The 21,435-nt window shown below is 47.7% G+C and carries 19 protein-coding genes and 1 pseudogene; all 20 read right to left on the bottom strand.

Annotated features, from left to right (window positions below; all coding sequences use genetic code 11):
* Positions 1-1,377: DNA translocase FtsK 4TM domain-containing protein (locus AZ66_RS29865; protein ID WP_331436907.1), on the bottom strand; the 1,377-nt coding region annotated here is incomplete at its 3' end.
* A gap of 143 nt (positions 1,378-1,520) precedes the next feature.
* Positions 1,521-1,730: a YlzJ-like family protein gene (locus tag AZ66_RS14680; RefSeq protein ID WP_021256494.1), complete on the bottom strand. Its 210-nt coding sequence runs from the start codon at positions 1,728-1,730 to the stop codon at positions 1,521-1,523.
* Between the two features lie 274 nt (positions 1,731-2,004).
* A pseudogene (locus tag AZ66_RS14675) lies at positions 2,005-2,736 on the bottom strand (ClpP family protease); the annotation flags it as partial.
* 175 nt (positions 2,737-2,911) lie between these two features.
* Positions 2,912-4,588, bottom strand: coding sequence for a ribonuclease J (locus tag AZ66_RS14670; RefSeq protein WP_021256496.1), 1,677 nt, complete (start codon positions 4,586-4,588; stop codon positions 2,912-2,914).
* A 231-nt stretch (positions 4,589-4,819) separates the two neighbouring features.
* Positions 4,820-5,695, bottom strand: a complete 876-nt coding sequence (gene dapA, locus AZ66_RS14665; RefSeq protein WP_021262418.1) for a 4-hydroxy-tetrahydrodipicolinate synthase — start codon at positions 5,693-5,695, stop codon at positions 4,820-4,822.
* Positions 5,696-5,754: 59 nt separating this feature from the next.
* The gene (gene dapG / locus AZ66_RS14660; RefSeq protein ID WP_044355520.1) at positions 5,755-6,972 is read right to left on the bottom strand and encodes an aspartate kinase; all 1,218 of its coding nucleotides are present in this window, start codon (positions 6,970-6,972) and stop codon (positions 5,755-5,757) included.
* A gap of 128 nt (positions 6,973-7,100) precedes the next feature.
* A complete protein-coding gene (locus AZ66_RS14655; RefSeq protein ID WP_021262420.1) occupies positions 7,101-8,144 on the bottom strand; it encodes an aspartate-semialdehyde dehydrogenase in 1,044 nt (347 codons plus the stop codon).
* Positions 8,145-8,217: 73 nt separating this feature from the next.
* On the bottom strand, positions 8,218-8,811 hold the full coding sequence (locus tag AZ66_RS14650) for a dipicolinate synthase subunit B (RefSeq protein WP_044355519.1): 594 nt from the start codon (positions 8,809-8,811) through the stop codon (positions 8,218-8,220).
* Positions 8,808-9,707 carry a dipicolinate synthase subunit DpsA gene (gene dpsA / locus AZ66_RS14645; protein WP_021262422.1) on the bottom strand — a complete coding sequence of 300 codons (900 nt, stop codon included), beginning with the start codon at positions 9,705-9,707 and terminating at the stop codon, positions 8,808-8,810. Before dpsA ends, AZ66_RS14650 begins: the two co-directional genes overlap by 4 nt.
* Positions 9,708-9,868: 161 nt before the next feature.
* Positions 9,869-10,363, bottom strand: coding sequence for a dUTP diphosphatase (gene dut / locus AZ66_RS14640; RefSeq protein WP_197081710.1), 495 nt, complete (start codon positions 10,361-10,363; stop codon positions 9,869-9,871).
* Positions 10,296-11,570 (bottom strand): M16 family metallopeptidase, encoded by a 1,275-nt coding sequence (locus tag AZ66_RS14635; RefSeq protein WP_021262424.1) that lies wholly within the window; start codon positions 11,568-11,570, stop codon positions 10,296-10,298. The genes dut and AZ66_RS14635 overlap by 68 nt, the downstream gene beginning before the upstream one ends.
* A 63-nt stretch (positions 11,571-11,633) precedes the next feature.
* Positions 11,634-12,644, bottom strand: a complete 1,011-nt coding sequence (locus AZ66_RS14630; protein ID WP_044355517.1) for a polysaccharide deacetylase family protein — start codon at positions 12,642-12,644, stop codon at positions 11,634-11,636.
* Between the two features lie 187 nt (positions 12,645-12,831).
* Positions 12,832-13,542, bottom strand: a complete 711-nt coding sequence (locus AZ66_RS33775) for a S1 RNA-binding domain-containing protein (RefSeq protein ID WP_442950296.1) — start codon at positions 13,540-13,542, stop codon at positions 12,832-12,834.
* Complete coding sequence (locus AZ66_RS14625) at positions 13,508-15,037, bottom strand: polyribonucleotide nucleotidyltransferase (RefSeq protein ID WP_442950295.1); 1,530 nt, start codon at positions 15,035-15,037, stop codon at positions 13,508-13,510. Before AZ66_RS14625 ends, AZ66_RS33775 begins: the two co-directional genes overlap by 35 nt.
* 201 nt (positions 15,038-15,238) lie before the next feature.
* A complete protein-coding gene (rpsO, locus tag AZ66_RS14620) occupies positions 15,239-15,508 on the bottom strand; it encodes a 30S ribosomal protein S15 (protein ID WP_021256506.1) in 270 nt (89 codons plus the stop codon).
* A 195-nt stretch (positions 15,509-15,703) separates the two neighbouring features.
* On the bottom strand, positions 15,704-16,681 hold the full coding sequence (locus AZ66_RS14615; protein WP_044355516.1) for a bifunctional riboflavin kinase/FAD synthetase: 978 nt from the start codon (positions 16,679-16,681) through the stop codon (positions 15,704-15,706).
* Positions 16,682-16,852: 171 nt separating this feature from the next.
* Positions 16,853-17,773, bottom strand: coding sequence for a tRNA pseudouridine(55) synthase TruB (gene truB, locus AZ66_RS14610; RefSeq protein WP_044355515.1), 921 nt, complete (start codon positions 17,771-17,773; stop codon positions 16,853-16,855).
* The gene (locus tag AZ66_RS14605; protein ID WP_044355514.1) at positions 17,770-18,768 is read right to left on the bottom strand and encodes a DHH family phosphoesterase; all 999 of its coding nucleotides are present in this window, start codon (positions 18,766-18,768) and stop codon (positions 17,770-17,772) included. The genes truB and AZ66_RS14605 overlap by 4 nt, the downstream gene beginning before the upstream one ends.
* A 70-nt stretch (positions 18,769-18,838) precedes the next feature.
* Positions 18,839-19,192, bottom strand: coding sequence for a 30S ribosome-binding factor RbfA (rbfA, locus tag AZ66_RS14600; protein ID WP_021256510.1), 354 nt, complete (start codon positions 19,190-19,192; stop codon positions 18,839-18,841).
* Between the two features lie 53 nt (positions 19,193-19,245).
* Positions 19,246-21,435 (bottom strand): translation initiation factor IF-2 (infB, locus tag AZ66_RS14595; RefSeq protein WP_044355513.1); only part of this gene is annotated, 2,190 nt, incomplete at its 5' end.

Below are 21,435 nucleotides of genomic sequence, written 5' to 3'. Positions count from 1 at the left end.
ACTTCCCTGCTGCTTCGCAAGCAGGTTGAATGGAGGCATCTTGTACGGCTTCGGAGGCGGCTTTTGGACAACAACTGCCTGCCCTGAACCTTCACCGTCACTGAGCAATCCATCTGTCTCCAAATGGATATCACTCTCATCACCTGTATGCTCATCCGCATGGTTATGCTCAATCTGCCCACGCTTCACGTCTTCCGACTTGTTCTCATTGTTCCAATCATCTTCAATGTCGTCTGCTGCCTCATCAATAGGAGAAGTGTGCGGCTTGGTAAATCCACCGATTGCAACATCCCCTTGGGAATCCGAATCATCAAAATGATCGACGTCCGCAGTTGCTGTAAAATCACGGAACAATGGAGCATGGGATTGTTCGTCATCCTGTTCAATACGAGCAAGGAGTGCGTTCAGCTTCGAAGCTTTGCTTACTGTATTCATAGCAGCGGCTCCAGCCTCTGGCTGTATAGTGTGCTCTTCATTCAATCTAGCTGCGTGTGGCTTGCTTGTATATACAGCAGAACCTTCGTTGTATTCTTCATCATCTTCTTTGGTGGCGAGGAATCGCTTCTTGCTTGCTTCACTGATTTTGCCGAATATCTGCATAAATACAGGTGTTCGGCCTTGTAAATTCTCATCATCTTCTTCATCATCAAGCGCATCATCGAGCATATAATCGTCGTCCGCGTCCTTCTTCGCCGATTTACGCTGCTTGCTTTCCATTCGTTTGCGCTCATTGATACGCGCTTTGCGCTTCTTCTTCATGACAGCCGCGAATTTCTTCACTTGGGTGCGAATCAGCCTCACAAGCTCAACATAGGAAAGCTGTGTAGCCAGCATGAAACCAATGAAGAGCATGACGATGGTGAGTAGTTTTGTTCCTAATGCTCCAAATAATACAAATAAGGTACAATACAGGATTGCACCTATATATCCGCCGCTAATGTCTTTCTGCAGCATCGTTCCAGCCGTGCCTGTATCGGTTGCTTGCACAAGTTCTAAGTTCAAAGCATTATGTATGTCTTTCAATATGTATCCAGCACTTACTTCATCCGTTGCAGTTGGCAAAATACGCTGTTCTACCGCGTGCACGGTACTTATCATCGTCAAAGCAAGAATAATAACCATGATGCCGCTCTTGCGGGAGTTCCAGCCTGAAGGCCACTGGCGTTTAATCATTACCGACAATCCAATATATATGAACACGAGCGGTATGAAAAAGTACCATTTACCAAGCAGCAAGCCTGATATTTTAGATAAGGAGCGCCCGAACGCCGCCCCGCCAGCCAGCGCAATGACGGAACAGGTAATCAGCAATATGCCATAGATTTCGTATTTCAGGCTCTTGCTGAAGGATTGCTTTTTCTTCTTCTTACGGGCCAAAATGCCGTCACCTCCATCCCACATTATAACACAGAACAACCGTTCTTCCTATGACCATTCCATAACAAGGGAATTGAGAAAATAAAAAGACAGAGCCGGGTAGGATCTGTCTAAACGAGACCTCACATCACACAAGATAACACTTAGCGTAGAGGAATAATCGTACCGGGGGAAAACCCCGGATCCAGAAAATCATGCATACTTGTGTCTTTCAGCAATCGTTCGATACGAACCGTCGTATTGTCGACCTGCTGTACAAGCAAGGTGCGTCCCTGCCACTGCATTTCAAAAAAAGACGGCTCCTTGTCTATCCCTTGCAGCACTTGCTCCATCGGAATAATTGTGTGCAGCATTATCCTCGCTCCTTTGCTGGCACATACATTGCCTGTGTACCAGTGTGCTGCTGATTAGTCCCACACTGTCCACCTAATAGCATTGGCTGCTCAGACGTGTTGGACTGATGTTCACATTGATTCGAATGTGCTCCATGTTGGGCATGCTCATGATGGCCTTGATCATGTTGTACTTGTTCATGCTGGGCATGCTCATGATGACCTTGATTATATTGTGCTTGTTCATGCTGGGCATGCTCATGATGACCTTGATGATGATGGCCATGATCATGGTGCCCCCCTTCGAACATCTCTCTGCACGCTTCTCTTCAATCAAGCGATTCAAATGCTCCAGTGCAGTACCAATTCCGCCGACTTCATCAATTAGGCCATGCTTGACAGCATCCTGTCCGATTACCGTCGTCCCTATGTCGCGCGTCAGCTCACCAGTTGTGAACATTAAGTCCTTGAATTTGTGTTCCGAAATATTCGAATGAGCTTTAACGAAGCGAACGACACGTTCCTGCATTTTCTCTAAGTACTCAAAGGTTTGCGGAACGCCAATGACAAGACCCGTTAATCGAATCGGGTGAATCGTCATTGTCGCTGTCTCCGCGATTACACTCACATTGGCAGACACAGCAATTGGCACTCCTATACTATGCCCTCCTCCAAGTACCAAGGTTACCGACGGCTTGGACAGGGAGGATATCATCTCTGCGATAGCCAGGCCTGCTTCTACATCGCCACCAACCGTGTTCAATACGATGAGTACACCCTCAATTTTATGATTTTGCTCCACTGCGATAAGCTGAGGAATGACATGTTCGTATTTCGTTGTCTTGTTCTGTGGAGGCAATACGATATGCCCCTCAATCTGACCGATGATGTTTAAGCAATAAATATTTGACTCACCAGTTGACGGAATCGATGCCGTCCCCAGCTGTTGGATCGTTTCTACCGTTGGCGGACCCTTGGGTAGCTGCTGTGGCTGTCCCTGTGGATCTAAAGGCTGTTCGTTCATCATGTTCCATTACCTCCAATTGACCGGTACAATGCCGTCATAGCATGCTTCACCCTGCGATGTTTTATACAGCTGCGGGAACGCAAAAAGCCGCCGTCCCTACCTTACAGCAGGAACGGCGGCTGATAACGTTCGTGAGCGAGAATGACTGGTGACTGGGATTCCCGCTCACTTCGTTCTATACTTCCATAATGATTGGCAAAATCATCGGACGACGGCGCGTTTGTTCGTACAAGAAACGTCCAAGCGCATCCTTCACATTCGTCTTCAGTGATGCCCATTCGTTCACATTTTCATTCATTAGCTTATGCAGTGTTGATGTGACGATGCGGTTCGCTTCATCAAGCAGTCCTTCCGATTCCCGAACATAGACAAATCCGCGAGAGATGATGTCTGGTCCTGACAAAATCGTACCCTCCTGCTTGCTGAGTGTAACAACAACAACCAAAATTCCGTCTTGGGAAAGCAGCTTCCGATCACGCAATACAATATTGCCGACATCGCCGACACCAAGACCATCGATAAGTACATAACCGGATTGAACCTTAGAGCCACGGCGTGCAACACCATTTGTAATTTCAACAGTATCACCGATATCTGTAATGAAGATATTCTCGCGCTCAATTCCGACTGCTTCCGCCAAATCAGCGTGGTTGCGTAACATACGGTATTCACCGTGAATCGGAATAAAGTACTTCGGTCTCATCAGATTCAACATCAGTTTCAATTCTTCTTGACTGCCGTGACCAGATACATGGACGCCAGTCTTCGATCCGCCATAAATGACATGTGCGCCTAGTCGGCACAATTCATCGACAGTTCTACCTACGTATTTTTCGTTGCCTGGAATTGGTGTAGCTGCGATAACTACGGTATCACCTGGCAGAATATCAACCTTGCGGTGCGTAGAACGCGCCATGCGCGTCAAGGCTGACATTGGCTCGCCTTGGGAGCCTGTGGACAGGATTACTACCCGGTCAGCAGCCATCTTATTCACTTCTTCAGGTTCGATCAGCATTCCATCAGGTATGTTCAAGTAGCCAAGCTCGGAAGCGATCGTGACGACGTTCACCATGCTCCGACCAATGACTGTTAATTTACGGTTTGTTGCATATGCTGCATCAATGACTTGTTGAATACGGTGAATATTTGAAGCGAATGTCGCAACAACTACACGCTGCTCTGCCTTCCGGAAGATATCTTCCAGAACGACACCCACACTACTTTCTGATGGTGTAAAGCCTGGGCGTTCTGCATTCGTACTGTCGGACAGCAGTGCAAGAACCCCTCTCTGGCCAATTTCCGCCATACGCTGCAGGTCAGCATACTGACCGTTGACCGGCGTATGGTCAAACTTAAAGTCTCCTGTATGAACGACGCATCCTTCGGGTGTATCAAGACATACACCAACCGAATCCGGGATGGAGTGGTTCGTCTTGAAAAAGCTTGCACGAATAGCTCCGAGCTGAATTTCCGAGTCAGCTGTAATTAGAATTCGCTTCGTTTCACCTAGCAAATTCGCTTCCCGCAATTTGCTCTCAATCAATCCGAGCGTTAATCTTGTTCCGTATACCGGAACGTTCAAATGCTTCAGTACATATGGCAACCCGCCAATATGATCTTCATGTCCGTGCGTAATCAAGATTGCTCTTACTTTATCTCGATTCTCCGTGAGGTATGAAATATCCGGGATGACAATATCTATTCCGAGCATGTCTTCTTCCGGGAACTTCAACCCTGCGTCTACGACGACGATATCGTTACCGTATTGGACGACGTACATATTTTTTCCGATTTCACCTACGCCGCCCAATGCGAAGATGGACAATTTATCAACGTTGTTTTTCTTCGACAATTGGATCTTAACCTCCTATATTCAGTTGGCCGTCGCACCAATGAACATCCTTCTTTTGAAAAATATACCGCACCCAGTCACTTGATATCCATTATACATGAACAAAAGTAAAAAACACAAGTCGGCGATTTGTCCCCCTATTGTTGCCGAAAAACACAAAACCGATGCTGGATCCCAGCATCGGCTTCGTAAGTGCGCTATTGTGCACTTTGTAAAAGTTCTATTTTCCTATTATTGCTTAATGGATTGAACAAGCTCACGGATCGCTGCAGCCTCATCCGAAGTTGCCTCAACAAGCGGCAAACGGACGCTCCCTACCTCGAAACCAGCTAACTGGAGAGCGTGCTTCACTCCAACTGGATTCGGGCATAAGAATATTCCCTTAAATACGGGGAACAGTTCGAGATGCAGTCTGGCTGCTTCTTCATGTTGACCAGCCAGATAATGTTCAATCATCGCTTTCATCTGTGCACCTACGATATGGCTAGTAACGCTGACAACCCCGTATGCACCAACGGACAAAGTAGGCAGTGTCAAAGAATCCTCACCGCTGTATACTCTGAACGAAGCGGGTGCGCCAGAAACGATCTGCGATACTTGATCAAGACCCGCACATTCTTTCGTAGCAACTACATTGGGCAGCTCAGCCAAACGGAGCGTCGTCTCGACAGAAATACACGATGCAGTTCGTCCTGGAACATTGTACAGCATGATTGGCAATGAGGTAGAATTCGCAATTGCCTCAAAATGTCGATACATGCCTTCTTGTGTCGGTCGACTATAGTAAGGAGCGACAAGGAGGATACCATCAACGCCCGCTTCCTCTGCTGCCTTCGTCAAATGAATGGAATGAGCTGTATTATTGCTACCTGTACCAGCAATAATGCATGCACGTCCATTTGCCTTCTGAGCTGCAAAACGGAATAGCGCAATCTTCTCTTCGTCTGTCAATGTAGGAGATTCCCCTGTCGTCCCACACACAACGATACTGTCGCTCTTCTGTTCTTCAATCAAAGCATTCAGCAAACGCTCGAACTCAGACCAGTTTACCTCATTATGTTCATTGAACGGCGTCACCATCGCCGTAATTAATCTACCAAAATCCACTAAAGACTCCTCCTCCTGCGACATTATGCGCAAGGCCCGGACATCCCTAACGCTGCGTGCTACCGATTCAGATGGAACTTCGCATGCAGCGCTCGCAAAGCCCGAACCATATCTTCCTTGCGTACAAGAACCCAAATCGTTGTATTGGAGTCGGCGGATTGAAGAATCTGAATTTCTTGCTCTGTCAAGGCTTCCACGATGTGTGCCATAATACCTGGCACCCCATTGATGCCTCCACCGATTACAGATACTTTCGCACAACCCGATAACGATTTTGGCTCGAATCCCATCTCTTTGAGCACATGCAGTGCCCGTGGCGCATCAGTATCAAATACCGTATAAACCGCGCCAGAAGGGGTTACATTAATAAAATCAACGCTAATTTGATTTTGTGCCATTGCCTTGAACACTTTTAATTGCAAATCATATACGCCTTCGCGTGATTCAACCGTGATTTGCGTTACATTGCCGACATAGGCAATTCCCGTTACGAAGCGATCAACGATGTCAGGCTGCATATCTCGGAACCCTTCCGGATTCGTAACGAGCGTTCCCTCTTCATCGCTGAATGTAGAACGAACGCGAACAGGCACCTGCGCTTGCATCGCAATTTCCACCGCACGTGGATGAATAACTTTAGCGCCGTGATGTGCCATGTTGCATATTTCTGCATAACTAACGATCGTAAGCGGCTTCGCGTCCTCTACCAGTCGAGGATCTGCCGTTAGGATGCCGTTAACATCCGTATAAATATCGACAATTTCTGCGTGCAGCGCCGCACCCAATGCTGTTGCAGATGTATCACTGCCACCACGGCCAAGTGTCGTAAAGTCACCTGTTTCTGTTTGGCCTTGAAATCCTGTTACGATTACAACCTGTACATCTTTCCACGCATCAACGACCCGATCCGGAGTAACATCCAGAATGCGGGCATTATTGAAGTGGCTATCTGTCTTGAAACCGGCTTGAGCACCTGTTAGCACAGTAGATGTAATTCCCTCACTGTTCAACAAGCTGCATAGGGTTGTAGCCGAGATAATCTCGCCGCAGCACAATAGCATATCCTTCTCACGTGCTGGTAAACTGTCCCCGTTCTGACCAGCCCAATCAAGTAATGTATCGGTCGCATATGGTTCTCCTCGTCTTCCCATTGCTGATACAACCACAGCTAATTGGTAACCCTGCGCCAGTTCCCGACGGATATGGTGTATGACTCTTTCTCTGGCTTCGGGTGTAGACAAGGAAGTTCCACCAAATTTTTGTACTAATATTCGCATTTGTTATTTCCCCCAACTAATGAAGACTTACTGCCAGAACGAAATAAAAGGCTATTCAACGAATCACGCTGTGACCAAGCTGAACACACCTTGTCAAGTAAGACAAAAAGGCAGGAGCGGCCTGCCAATTACTGCTGCCGCTCCGAAGCGATGTACTCTGCGATTTGTACCGCGTTCCATGCAGCGCCTTTCATTAAATTGTCGGATACGACCCACATATTCAATGCGCGTGGCTGAGACAGATCACGACGCAAACGGCCAACGAAAACATCTGGCTTTCCTGCAGATTCGGTAGCAAGCGGGTACTTCTGCTCAGAAGGCTCATCGACGAGCGTCAATCCTGGCGCATTTGCCAACAGCTCGCGCACATCCTCCATTTGGAAGTCATCCTTCAACTCAACATATACAGATTCAGAGTGGCCATATACGACCGGAATTCGGACGCATGTTGCCGTCACTTGAAGGCTATCATCATTCATGATCTTCTTGGTTTCACGGATCATTTTCATTTCCTCGAGCGTGAATCCATTATCTTGGAACTTATCGATTTGAGGAATAGCATTGAATGCGATTTGATGCTTCACGGGCAAAGAACCAACTGGAAGAATGTCTGGCTCAACTTCATTGCCTGCAAGCACTTCTGTAGATTGACGCACCAGCTCGCTAATCGCTTTGCTGCCAGCGCCTGACACTGCTTGATACGTAGATACGATGATGCGGGAAATACCGTAGCGATCATAGAGCGGCTTCAAGGCTGCTACCATTTGAATCGTGGAACAGTTCGGATTGGCAATAATGCCTTGGTGTTCCTTCACTTTCTCGATGTTCACTTCTGGAACTACGAGTGGTGTATTGGGATCCATACGGAATGCATTAGTATTGTCAATACATACCGCTCCGCGTTCTACAGCTGCTGGAGCCAACTCTTTACTAACGTCGCCACCTGCGCTGAACAGGGCAATATCAACACCTTCGAAGCTCTCCGGTTTCGCTTCCTCAACCGTAATTTCTTGACCGCCAAATACGATCTTCTTACCAGCTGAACGTGCCGAAGACAACAACTTCAAAGATTGAATGGGGAATTGACGTTGTTCCAATAATGCAATGATTTGTTCCCCTACTGCACCCGTAGCACCGACTACAGCAACATTATACCGCTTCTGATTCGTCATCTGTCGTTTCTCCCCTCTATACCCACAATCTTTCAAACATCTATATTATGATAATTTGCGTGGTATGCTATGTTCAGTATAAGAACCGTTCAATTAATACCGGTTGAAGCTGCTTGCCTTCTAATGCTGCATAGCATGCTTCTGGTACCAAGTCCATACGCGCCACCAATGAATTCGGCTTCTGCTGTGGATTATCTTGGCCGAACGGAACGAAGTATATGTTCTTGGCTACAAGGAGTTTGGCAATATTGGCTGCGTTTAAACCGAGTCCATCATTAGTCGAAATCGCAAGCACAAGTGGGCGCTGGTTGCGCATTTGTGCTTTGGCTGCCATAAGGACAGGACTTTCTGTCAATGCATTTGCCAGCTTACTCGTCGTATTGCCTGTGCAAGGCGCGATCACCATTACATCCAGCAATTTGGATGGCCCGAGCGGTTCTGCGTCCACAATTGTAGAAATGATATCATTACCAGTAATCTCTTTCAACTGTTTCTGCCAGTGATCGGATGCCCCGAAGCGTGTATCGGTCGTCATGACCGAATGTGATGCAATCGGGATAACGCGCGCTCCAGCATCTACGAAGCGTTTCACCTGAGGCATTACTTCTTCTAATGTGCAGTGTGAGCCTGTCAGTGCATAGCCAACTGTCTTCCCCGTGAAGTTCATTGTCCATTCCCCCGATTCCGCATGTCCTCAAGCAACAGCTGCGTGATACTCTGTGCCAATATTCGTCCAGCAGACTTCGGTGCGACAATGCCTGGCAATCCTGGTGCCAGCATAGCCTTGATCCCCCGCTTCTCCGCGAATCGGAAATCCACGCCACCCGGGAGGGAAGCAAGGTCGATAATCACAGCACGGTTAGGGATTTGCGCTATGACCTGCGCTGTGACTATCATAGTCGGTATCGTATTAAAAAGCAAGTCGATATTTGCCGCCTGACGCGCGAGATCTGCTATGAAAAAAGGCTTAAAACCCATTTCTGTTGCTCTGGCAAAATGTTCATCTCTGCGCACCCCAATCCGCACATTAGCCCCTAATCCAAGAAGGGTGCGTGCCAATGTGAACCCTGTTCTCCCCATCCCAAGAACGACCGATTCAGAACCATGAAGGGTGATATCGGTGTTCTGAATCGCCATCATGATCGCGCCTTCGGCCGTCGGAATGGAATTGTATATTGCAACATCATCCCGATCGAACAATTCAACAAGCGAGAGGCGGTATTTCGCACACAGCTTGCTTAAATATGGTTTGGCCATCCCCGTAAAGACAACACAATGCTCCGGCAGTACCGCAATATGCTCTTCCGTCAGCACCAATTCATCCGATGTAAAGATGGCATGAACCTTCCCACTGTCGTCAGTTCCTACAGCAGGAAGCACAAGAGCGTCCGCCTGCTTCAACAGCTCAATAGAAAGGGGGTGGCGCTGTACACCATGATACGGGTTTTGCAGTTGATCGTACCCAACGATCGTGACACTGGCATCTAATTCAGTCAGCTTATGGATGATCTCAAGCTGGCGAGCATCTCCGCCAATAAACACGACCTGAACTCCAGTCAACATCCTCGCTGATCACTCCTTTCACAAACGTGCACACAACGTATAAAACATCTTATGCGCACGCCTAAAAAGGGTGCAGCCATGTGCAAGCCCATCTCAACATGCAAAAAACGCAGCTGATTTACCAAAACGGTAATTCAGCTGCGTCCTATGTGATCATTATTTTACTTCGTACCGGTATGACCGAAGCCGCCTTCTCCGCGTTCCGTATCATTCAACTCGTCTACCTCGACAAGTTGAATGGAAGGAACGAATTGAATTACCATTTGCGCAATTCGCTCATTGCGCTCAATCGTGAAGTGGGTCTGTCCAAGGTTGGCTAGCAAGACCCTCACCTCGCCACGGTAATCAGCATCAATCGTTCCTGGTGAATTCAAGCAAGTAATGCCATGCTTATAGGCAAGACCGCTGCGTGGACGAATCTGCGCCTCTAAGTATCCAGGCATTGCCATGCAAAATCCGGTAGGCACGAGGGCGCGATGGCCAGGTGCTAATGTAAGCGGCTCTTCTACCGCTGCATATAGATCGAAACCTGCTGCGAATTCGGACATTTTTTGAGGGAGCGGTACATCCTCATTGCCTGGCAGGCGTTTAATTTGAACTTGGTGTGATTGTTGTAACAAGTTGATCCCTCCTGAAAGCCGATATTGCTTTATCATTTGCTCCGACCATAGAACCTGCGAATGGATGGGAAAGCATACGGTTCAATACAAAGGTAACGTCTTCTAGCTTAATCGATTCAATACGAGCGATGATCTCATCCAGCGTGAAATGCTTGCCTAGCATCAGCTCATTTTTCCCTAATCGATTCATTCGGCTGCCTGTGCTCTCCAAGCCAAGGATAAGGCTTCCCTTCAACTGCTCCTTGCCTTTGTGAAGTTCTTCCTCAGATAAGCCCTTCACTGCCAGTTCACCTAGCATATCCAAGGTTAAATCCAATACTTCCTTCGTCTGCTTCGGTGCGGTTCCTGCATAGATCGTGAATAGACCGCTATCTGCATGTGACGAATGATAGGAGTATACAGAATAGGCAAGTCCACGCTTCTCCCGAATTTCCTGGAACAGGCGGGAGCTCATGCCGCCACCGATCAAGTTGTTGAGCAATATCATAGCGTAAAGACGCGGATCTGTCATCGAACAGCCTGGCAGGCTGAGACAAATATGATTCTGTTCTGTCTTCTTCTTATGATATATGAATTCACTATGGAAGCTAGGTGCCGTTAATATGGCCGCAGGCTCATCATTCGTGAATTGTCCGAAGTGCTTCTCCAGCAATTCGATGATCGAGTCATCAAAGTTACCTGCTACTGCAATGACCGTATTCGAGACCGTATAATGATTCTTCATATATGCGCGGAGATGATCTGGCCCCATTGGTGTCAGGCGTTCCTTCGTTCCTAATATCGGATATGCGAGCGGGTGTGTGCCGAAGGCAGCACGAGTAACCAGATCATGCACCGTATCGTCCGGTGTATCCTCATACATCGCAATTTCTTCAAGGATAACATTTTTCTCTTTCTGCAATTCCTCGTCCAGCATGGATGACCGGAAAAACATATCGGACAGCACATCAACCGCTATCGGCAAATGCTCATCCAATACTTTTGCATAATAACAGGTATATTCTTTGGAAGTGAACGCATTAACATTTCCTCCGATCGCATCGAAGGAGTCTGCGATTGCTTTCGCATCAAACCGTTCTGTTCCTTTGAACATCATATGTTCGATAAAATGGGAAATCCCGTTGGTCGTTTCATCCTCATTGCGTGAACCTGTCTTAACCCATATCCCAAATGAAACGGAACGGCAGGTTGGTATTTTCTCCATCACGACACGAAGGCCGTTAGACAGCTGCACTTTTTCCACCGGCAATTCCTCCTCGTCCAAGTACATTCCAAGTATGCCTTTCTAATCCTACCAGAAATCTTATCACCTCTCAACTTCAATCGGAGGCACCCGCTTCTCAGAAAGCGTTTCTCCTACCGTACCTGGTACAATGCCCTTTTGCTTCAATATCCGAATCATTTCCTTCAAGGCCGTACTGGATGGCTCCGTTGGATGCATGAGGATCAGTGATCCCGGTTCTGTCTTCTCTTGAAATCTACGCAGTATCGTAGCCACAGAGGGCTTCATCCAGTCTCTCGTATCAAAGGTCCACAGCACTGTCTTCAATCCGAGTGCATGTGCTGTACGTACCGTCAACATATTGAAGTCTCCTGATGGTGGAGCGAACCATTTATTCTCTACGCCAAGCGTTTGCTTCAGCAATTGCTTCGTCTTCTCAATTTGCTGCGTCTGGTGCCCCTCGCTTAGCTCGCTCATATTCGGATGAGAGTATGCATGATTCTCCATCTCATGCCCCGCCGCCTGAATCCGTTTCGCAATGTCAGGATTCTTCTTCAACCAGCTGCCGTCTAAGAAAAATGTCGCATGCACCTTCTCATCTGCTAGCACTTTCAGCATTGGATCGATGTACTCGTTCCCCCAAGCGACATTGATCATAAGCGCTGCCATCGGCTTATTCGGATTCCCTCGATAGATCGGCTGTGGATCTAGGCTCGTCAAGGAGACCTCCGGCTTCACCTCGCGCATGACCATTTTCAATTCAGCTGAATGATCTTTCCCTGAATTGGCAGTGTACGTTCGCTCAATATCTACTTCCAGCCCATTGTATCCAGGTATTGCCTTCCACACCCGATCAATGCGGGCATTAATTGGAGCAATATATCGTTTGGCTGCTTCCTCCTTAATTCGAGCCATTAATGGATCATTTGCAGCCTTATCCTCTACCCCCGATTGGTAAGCATAGCTCACGGCGAGCTCTGCCTTCTTTTCCTGCAAATAGCTTCTCACATCGGGCTGTGCTACTGCTGCCAGTACGATGACAACTCCTGCTGTTACGGCGAACCATTTCTTTAACATTGGCTGCATCCAGTCCATTCCCTTCCAAGATAGTCCTTTTGATTCTATGCGATTTCGGGACGAGTTATTCGGTCTGGAAGCAATCAATGCCTATCATGCAAACAATACCTATTTTGTGCATCAAAAAAAGAGCCAGAAACCAATCTGCCTCTTTCCTTGCTACATATGTCGCCTTCTCAGGCATGTCTTGCTCGCTGTATCCGACTTAGCTTTGTGGCTTAGACGGACGCGGTCCGCGAGGTGGACGATTGCCGCCCCCTTGTGGTGGTCTGCTGCTGCGTGGACGATCTGTTCCTGCAGTTTCAGAGCTTGCGGAACCTTCTGTCTGTGCAGGCTGAAGCAGCACTTTATGGGACAAGTTGATGCGGCCCTGTTGGTCGATCTCGACAACCTTAACCTCAAGCTTATCGCCAATGTTCACGACATCTTCGACTTTTTCCACACGCTCAGTTGACAATTGAGAAATATGCACAAGTCCTTCCTTGCCTGGAAGCACTTCAACAAATGCACCGAACTTCTCAACGCGTTTCACTGTTCCTGTGTATACTTCACCAACGACAACTTCCTTCACGATACCCTCGATAATTTCACGGGCACGTTCATTGGACTCTGCGTTTGTAGATGCGATGAAGATGCGTCCATCCTGCTCGATGTCAATTTTAACACCTGTTTCCTCGATGATTTTGTTGACGACTTTACCGCCGGCACCAATAACATCACGGATCTTGTCTGGATTAATGTGCATCGTCAAAATCTTAGGCGCATACTGTGACAAGGATTCACGTGGAGTTTGAATAACTTCATTCATTTTACCCAAGATGTGCATACGTCCTGCACGTGCTTGATCCAACGCTTGTGTCAAGATGCTGCGGTCGATACCATCAATTTTTGATATCCATTTGAATGGCTGTAACACCCTCAGCTGTACCAGCAACCTTGAAGTCCATGTCGCCGAGGTGATCCTCCATACCCTGAATATCAGACAAGATGGAGAAGTGTTCTCCGTCTTTGATCAGACCCATTGCAATACCTGCAACTGGTGCCTTGATCGGAACCCCTGCATCCATCATCGCAAGTGTGCTTGCACAAATACTTGCTTGGGAAGTAGAACCGTTAGATTCTATAACTTCGGATACCAGTCGGATTGTATACGGGAATTCGCTCTCTGGAGGAATCACCTTGGACAAAGCACGCTCACCGAGTGCACCATGACCAATCTCGCGGCGTCCAGGAGCACGAAGCGGCCGAGCTTCCCCTACGGAGAATGGCGGGAAGTTGTAGTGATGCATGAAGCGCTTCGACTCTTCCAAGCCAAGACCATCCAAAATTTGCACGTCTCCAAGTGCGCCAAGCGTACAAATGCTGAGTGCTTGTGTTTGTCCACGTGTGAACAAGCCAGAACCGTGAGTACGGGGCAAGAGACCTGTATCACAATCGATCGGACGAATCTCCTCAAGCTGTCTTCCGTCTGGACGAACTTTGTCATGTGTAATCAAGCGGCGAACTTCTTCCTTCACGATATCGTACAAGGTTTCGCTCACATCGCTCATATTCTCAGGCGTTTCCACATACAATTGTTCGAAGTGTGCAGCTGCTTCCTGATTGATTGCATCAATCGCATCTTGACGCGCATGCTTCTCAGGAATACGAATCGCTTCAACGAGACGTTCCTGTGCGAACGCACGAACAGCAGTATTCACATCTGTATCAACTGCATGCAGCTTCACTTCCATCTTCGGTTTTGCTACGATCGCAGCAAATTCTTCAATCTTAGCTACAATTTTCTTAATTTCTTCGTGACCGAACATGATTGCTTCAAGCATAACCGATTCTGGTACTTCGTTCGCTTCTGCTTCAACCATCATGATCGCGTCTTTTGTACCCGATACAACAAGGTGAATATCGCTCTTTTCCTCTTGTTCAACGGTTGGGTTGATAATAAATTGACCGTCGATACGACCTACAATCACGCCGCCGATTGGGCCATTAAATGGCACATCAGACACCGTCAATGCAGCGGATGTTCCGATCATTGCCGCGATTTCTGGTGGGCAGTCTTGATCCACGCTCATAACCAAATCCACGATCTGCACATCATTGCGGAAGCCTTCTGGGAACAATGGGCGAATCGGGCGGTCAATAAGGCGGCTTGCAAGAATCGCTTTCTCACTTGGGCGACCTTCGCGCTTAATGAATCCTCCAGGAATTTTACCTACAGCATATAATCGTTCTTCGTAATTGACAGTCAATGGGAAGAAATCTAGATCTTTAGGTTCCTTCGATGCGGTAACGGTACACAACACGACTGTATCACCGTACTCGACTTTGACTGCGGCATTTGCTTGCTTGGCCAAACGACCCGTTTCCAGGACAAGCGTTCTGCCGCCAAGTTCCATCTCGATGCGGTTCATCGGATCCCTCCTTAAGTGGTTCAGTTTATATTCTTCGTTACTACTCCCATTATTTCCTGCATTTCATTTGAAATACCGTCCTGACGGAAGCTTGTCTACTATCACAATATGTAGCATCATATGCAATCACTAAAAAGCAACCCGGTTGCATGCCGCGATAAGAAGCGGCAATGAACAACCAGGCTGCTTTGGTTCGTGCTATTAACGGCGAAGACCGAGTCTTGCGATCAATGCGCTGTAGCGTTTAACATCTTTGTTCTTAACATAAGCCAACAACTTACGGCGTTGACCTACCATTTTCATCAAACCACGACGGGAATGATGATCCTTCTTGTGTGTACGAAGATGGTCCGTCAAGTTTACGATGTTTTCAGTAAGGATAGCGACTTGCACCTCTGGAGAACCTGTATCCGTAGCGTGCGTCTTATGTTCTTCAATAAGCTGTTGTTTACGCTCTTGAGTCATAGCCATCCTATTCACCTCCTAAAATATGTGTTAGTTTACGCCATTAGCCTCGTCATCGACGGTGAGATCGAATAACCAAGCTATGGACAGGTCGTTTTTCACGACAACGTTATTAGTATAGCATCTCCATCTACAAAAGTAAAACAAGTCTTAGCAATCAATTCGGACAAAGATAGAAGGCTTAGAATATTGTGCACAATATTAAACGCCAATTGTTACTGCAGGCACCTTCTCCATCGTACTTAGACGTTGGCGCGCTTCCTCTGAATCCGCAGTAATCTGTGCAATCAACTCTTGTATGGAGCTGAACTTGCGCTCTGGACGAATATAGCTCATCAGGGCAACCGTTACGGTCTCCCCATATATATCTTGATCAAAATCAAATAGATGGGCTTCAACCGATTGAACGGTTTCTCCCGTCTTGAATGTCGGCTTCAGGCCAATATTCAGCACCCCATCATGCCACGTTTCGTGAACCAGCACCTTCACTGCATATACGCCATTCGCTGGGATGACATATGCTTCTTCTGCCCGGACATTCGCAGTTGGGAAGCCCATCGTACGACCACGGGCGTCACCATGAACAACCTCGCCACGAATGATATACGTTCGGCCTAGCAGTCGATTCGCATTGACAACATCACCTTGCAGCAGACTTTTGCGAATCCGTGTGCTGCTCACCTTCACTGCGGTCTCAACGTCATTATGAGCCGGTATGATATCAACAGTAAAGCAGCCCTTTCCCCATTCCTGCAGCAATTGCGCAGTGCCTTCTCCACCATGACCAAAGCGATAGTCGAAGCCGACAACGACGTGTTTCACCTTCATACGGCAGATCGCTTCTGCGAACTGCTGCGCGGTAACCTTGGCAAATGACAAATCAAAATGTACAACATACAAACGGTCAAGCCCAAGCTGACCCAAAATCCGTTTTTTCTCCGCCAATGGCGTAATGAATTGTTCATACTCCGGCTTGCCGAATACTCCCTTGGGATGTGGATGGAAAGTCATCAGACCTACGGGCAATTGATGCTGCTTCCCGTAGTCCAACGCATGCCGAATAACCTGTACATGTCCCTCATGAATACCGTCAAAATGTCCTAATATTAATACTTGCGGCTGCTCCTGCAGTCGCCAGCTCGAATCATCGAGCGCTGCATGTAATGCTATCGTTTCCATTGTAATCAGAGCCCCTGCGTATTATCGATTTGTGGTTAAACTCCCAATCCAGTTACACGGACAGTAAACCGTAGTTTCTACCTACTAGTATGTTCTCCCTTTCACAAGAGTAGACAAAAGCTAGCGCAAACCGAGTCAACTGCCTGCTCGAATTGCGCACAGCATTATATATTACTCGTTCGGAAGAAATACCTTCACAGGACGCAATACCGATTGTCCCTGTGGAACTTGGAATATCCCATAGAACGTTCCTTGTTCATCATACAATCGAATCGTACCATTCGTCAAAGGTTTCGGTTGCAAAGCGTGTAAAGGAATCGATCGGCCTGTCACTGCATAATGGGCAAACTTCTCAGAAACCTCGATTCTAGGCATACCTGAGATTGCATCCTCCACAGATAGAAGCATCGTTTCAAATGTTCCATCCGCGATAGCCTGCTCAATCTGATCGAAGGTTACACATTGTGAAGGAACAAACCCGGCAGATACCGTTCGAATCAACTTCGCCATTGTAGATGGAACGCCAAGCTTGCGACCGATATCAACACATAGTGTTCGGATATAAGTCCCTTTGGAACACTCTACAAGGAAACGTACTTCCGGTTCAGAGGTGCCTAACTGTATATCCAGAAGATCAATGTTATTGATCGTAACTTGGCGCGCTTTACGCTCCACCGTCTTCCCCTCACGCGCTAGATCATACAGTCGCTTTCCGTCTACCTTAACAGCAGAGTACATCGGAGGCACTTGTTCGATATCCCCGATGAAGGATTGAACCGTCTCACGAATCATCTCTTCCGTCAAATGCGAAGCGTCCGAGCGCTCCAGTACCTCTCCGCTTAGATCCTCCGTGTCCGTTGATACACCGAATCGGAGGGTTGCCTCATACTGCTTAGGCATCTCCTGCAAATACTCAACGATCCGTGTCGCCTTGCCAATACATAGGGGCAGCACTCCGACAACTTTCGGATCCAATGTTCCCGTATGCCCGATACGCTTCTCCCAAATAAGCCGGCGCACTTTGGCAACTACGTCATGGGACGTCCAGTCCTCAGGCTTCCATACGGGTAATACACCATGATAGTTACTCATAAAGCTTGCTTCACCCGTTCTATTACTATGGTAATGACTTCTTCTAAAGTACCAGTAAGCTTGCAGCCTGCTGCTAGGACATGACCGCCTCCACTAAAGGATTTAGCAATCTCAGCCACATTAGCAAGCCCTGCGGAACGCATACTCACTTTAACTCCAGTGTCATCTACTTGCTTAAATAAGAGACCAACTTCTACACCATCGATATTGCGTGGATAATTGACCAAGCCTTCCAAATCTTCATTTAGCGCCCCAGTCTCTTGCATATCCTGAGGAGTCACGTACAACCAGCCAATTCGATGATCCTCGCTAAATGCTAATCTCGACAGGCCGCGCTGTATAAGCTGCATCTGTGCCATCGACATCTTCTCAAGCAATCGATCCGCAATGTCATTGCCGTTAACACCCTGCTTAAGCAGTTCAGATGCGATCGTCATTACATGCGGTGTCGTATTGCTGTACCGGAATCCCCCTGTGTCGGTTAGCAAGCCAGTATACAGTACTGTCGCTACATCTAAATCGAGTGAAAGCCCGTAGGAAGCGATCATATCGAATAATATCTCAACGGTTGCCGCAGCATCCTCTCGGATGACTGCAACTTCCCCATAGTGGTCATTCGTTGGATGATGATCAATATTTAAAATACGAGCATCCTTATCGATCCATTCTGCTATTTTGCCGATGCGAGCATAGTCCGCACAATCCACACAAATAACGGTATCAAATGGCTTAGCAGCAATGTTTTCAAGTTCTGCATGAACGTTGATTTGATCAGAACCCGGCAAATAATTTAGCTTGTTAGGAACTCCATTCTCATTCACCATGACATAGGATTTGTTCCATTGACGAAGCAGCCAGCCTACCGCCAACGTTGAGCTTATCGCATCTCCGTCAGGCTGGACATGTGCAACCACAAGAAAATGATTGCCCTCTTGAATAAAGTTTCTAGCTCTCTCGATCTGCTGTGCATAAGATAGCGTCGTTAGTCCAGTCATTAATAACCTCCATACAGACAAGTGAATCGAGCCTTGGCCCGATTCACTTGTGCGTTCTTATGCTGCTGACTTAGTTATTGTCGCGACCGCGAATTTCACCAAGCAGCTTTTCAATATGGCTACCGTATTCGATTGAAGAATCGATCTTGAACAGCAGCTCTGGAGTATGACGAAGACGAATTCGCTTGCCAATCTCGGAACGAAGGAATCCGCTCGCCTTCTCCAATGCTTTCATGGATTGTTCCTTTTGTTCTTCATTGCCCATGACACTCAAGTACACTTTGGCTTGTGACAAATCGTTCGTTACATCAACGCCTGTCACCGTAATGAAGCCGATTCGAGGATCCTTAATCTCGGTTTGAATCAACTGGCTAAGTTCCTTCTTCATCTGCTCGCCAACACGTCCGGAGCGAAAGTTCGCCATGGGAAACACCTCATTTCATATATAGCTTACAACATCATCTGAATGAAACCATTCTATTTGCGTTCGATGGTTTCCATGACGAAGGCTTCGATGATGTCGCCTTCCTTCATGTCATTGTACTTCTCAAGCATAATACCGCACTCGTAGCCTTGTGCAACTTCCTTCGCATCATCCTTGAAGCGCTTGAGCGAGTCGATTTTACCTTCGTGAACAACAATGCCGCCACGAACAAGGCGTACTTCTGCAGAGCGGGAAATCTTACCTTCTGTAACCATACATCCTGCGATTGTACCGACTTTACTGATTTTGAACGTATTGCGTACTTCAGCATGGCCGATCACAACTTCTTTGTATTCTGGGTCAAGCATACCCTTCATCGCCTGCTCGATTTCTTCAACAATCGAGTAGATGACACGGTGCAAACGAACATCAACCTTCTCTTGGTCAGCAGTAATCTTCGCTTGTGCATCTGGACGAACGTTGAAGCCGATTACGATTGCGTTGGAAGCCGTCGCCAAGATAACATCCGATTCTGTAATTGCACCGGCACCGGAATGGATAATCTTAACACGAACGCCTTCTACTTCAATCTTCTCGAGAGAGCCACGAAGCGCCTCAACGGAACCTTGAACGTCACCCTTGATGATTACGTTCAATTCTTTCATCTCGCCGTCTTTAATGTGCTTGAACAAGTCATCCAATGTTACACGAGTGTTCGCACCCAATTGGCTCTCTCTATATGTTGTCGAACGCTTCTCAGCAATGGAGCGAGCCTTACGCTCATCATCGAACGCGACGAACATATCGCCAGCTTGTGGAACATCTGTAAGACCTGTAATTTCGATCGGTGTAGATGGGCCTGCTTCTTTCAAGCGACGACCACGGTCATTCACCATTGCACGCACACGGCCGAAGCATGTGCCTGCTACGAATGCATCTCCTACTTTCAGCGTACCTTGTTGAACGAGGACGCGAGCAACTGGTCCACGGCCTTTGTCCAGCTCTGCCTCAAGCACCGTACCGCGAGCATCCTTATTCGGGTTCGCCTTGAACTCGTTCACTTCGGATACGAGCAGGATCATTTCGAGCAATTCTTCTAAGCCCGTACGCTGCTTCGCAGAAACGTTAACGAAGATAGTGTCTCCGCCCCACTCTTCTGGAACCAATTCATATTCAGTCAATTCTTGCTTTACACGATCGACATTGGCTTCTGGCTTATCGACCTTGTTAACAGCTACGATGATTGGGCAGTTCGCTGCCTTTGCGTGGCTGATTGCCTCTACCGTTTGAGGCATAACACCATCGTCAGCAGCAACAACGATAATCGTAATGTCGGTTACTTGTGCACCGCGGGCACGCATCAACGTAAACGCTTCGTGGCCCGGTGTATCCAGGAACGTAATCTTCTTCGAGTTGAACTCAACTTGGTATGCACCAATATGCTGCGTAATACCGCCTGCTTCTCCACCCGTAACGTTCGTCTTGCGGATCGAATCAAGCAATGTCGTTTTACCATGGTCAACGTGACCCATAATCGTAACAACTGCTGGACGTTCAACCAAATCTGCTGCATCTTCTTCTTTTTCTTCTGTTTCCTCGAACGGATCTTCGGATACAGGCAGCTTCAAATCAACTTCAACCTTGAATTCGTCTGCAATCAATTGGATTGTATCCAAGTCTACTTCTTGGTTGATTGTTGCCATAACGCCCATGAGCAAGAACTTCTTAATAACCTCGGAAGCGTCTTTATGAAGCAATTTTGCCAATTCACCTACTGTCATTGCACCGCGTACAATAATCTTTTTCGGCGTATTGTCAATTTTCTCACGCTGTACCTGCTGTTGATTATTTCTGCCTCTGTTCTTGCCGCCGCGGCCGCGCATGCCTCCGCCATTACGGTTGTCATCGAAGCGTCTCTTATTATTATTATTGTTGTTTCTTGATTGATTTCTTCCACCGGAGAAATCCTCACTGCGCTCACCGAAGTTTCTGTTCGGACGCTGCTGAGTGCCTTGACCGGTACGAGCTTGATCACCTTGACGCTGCTGACCGCCTTGTGCAAAGCGCGCTTGACCGCTGCTTTGTTGGCTGCCTTGACTTGGACGGGATCCGCCACCTTGACCTGGACGTTGTTGTCCGCCTTGGCCTTGGCCTGGACGGGATCCGCCACCTTGACCTGGACGTTGTTGTCCGCCTTGGCCTTGGCCCGGGCGTGATCCGCCACCTTGACCTGGACGTTGTTG

Origin of the sequence: Paenibacillus sp. E194, from assembly GCF_000935845.1 — a bacterium.
Taxonomy (GTDB): domain Bacteria; phylum Bacillota; class Bacilli; order Paenibacillales; family Paenibacillaceae; genus Paenibacillus_B; species Paenibacillus_B alvei_B.
Note: the sequence above shows the minus strand (reverse complement) of the source record. Positions and strands in the feature narration are given on the sequence as shown.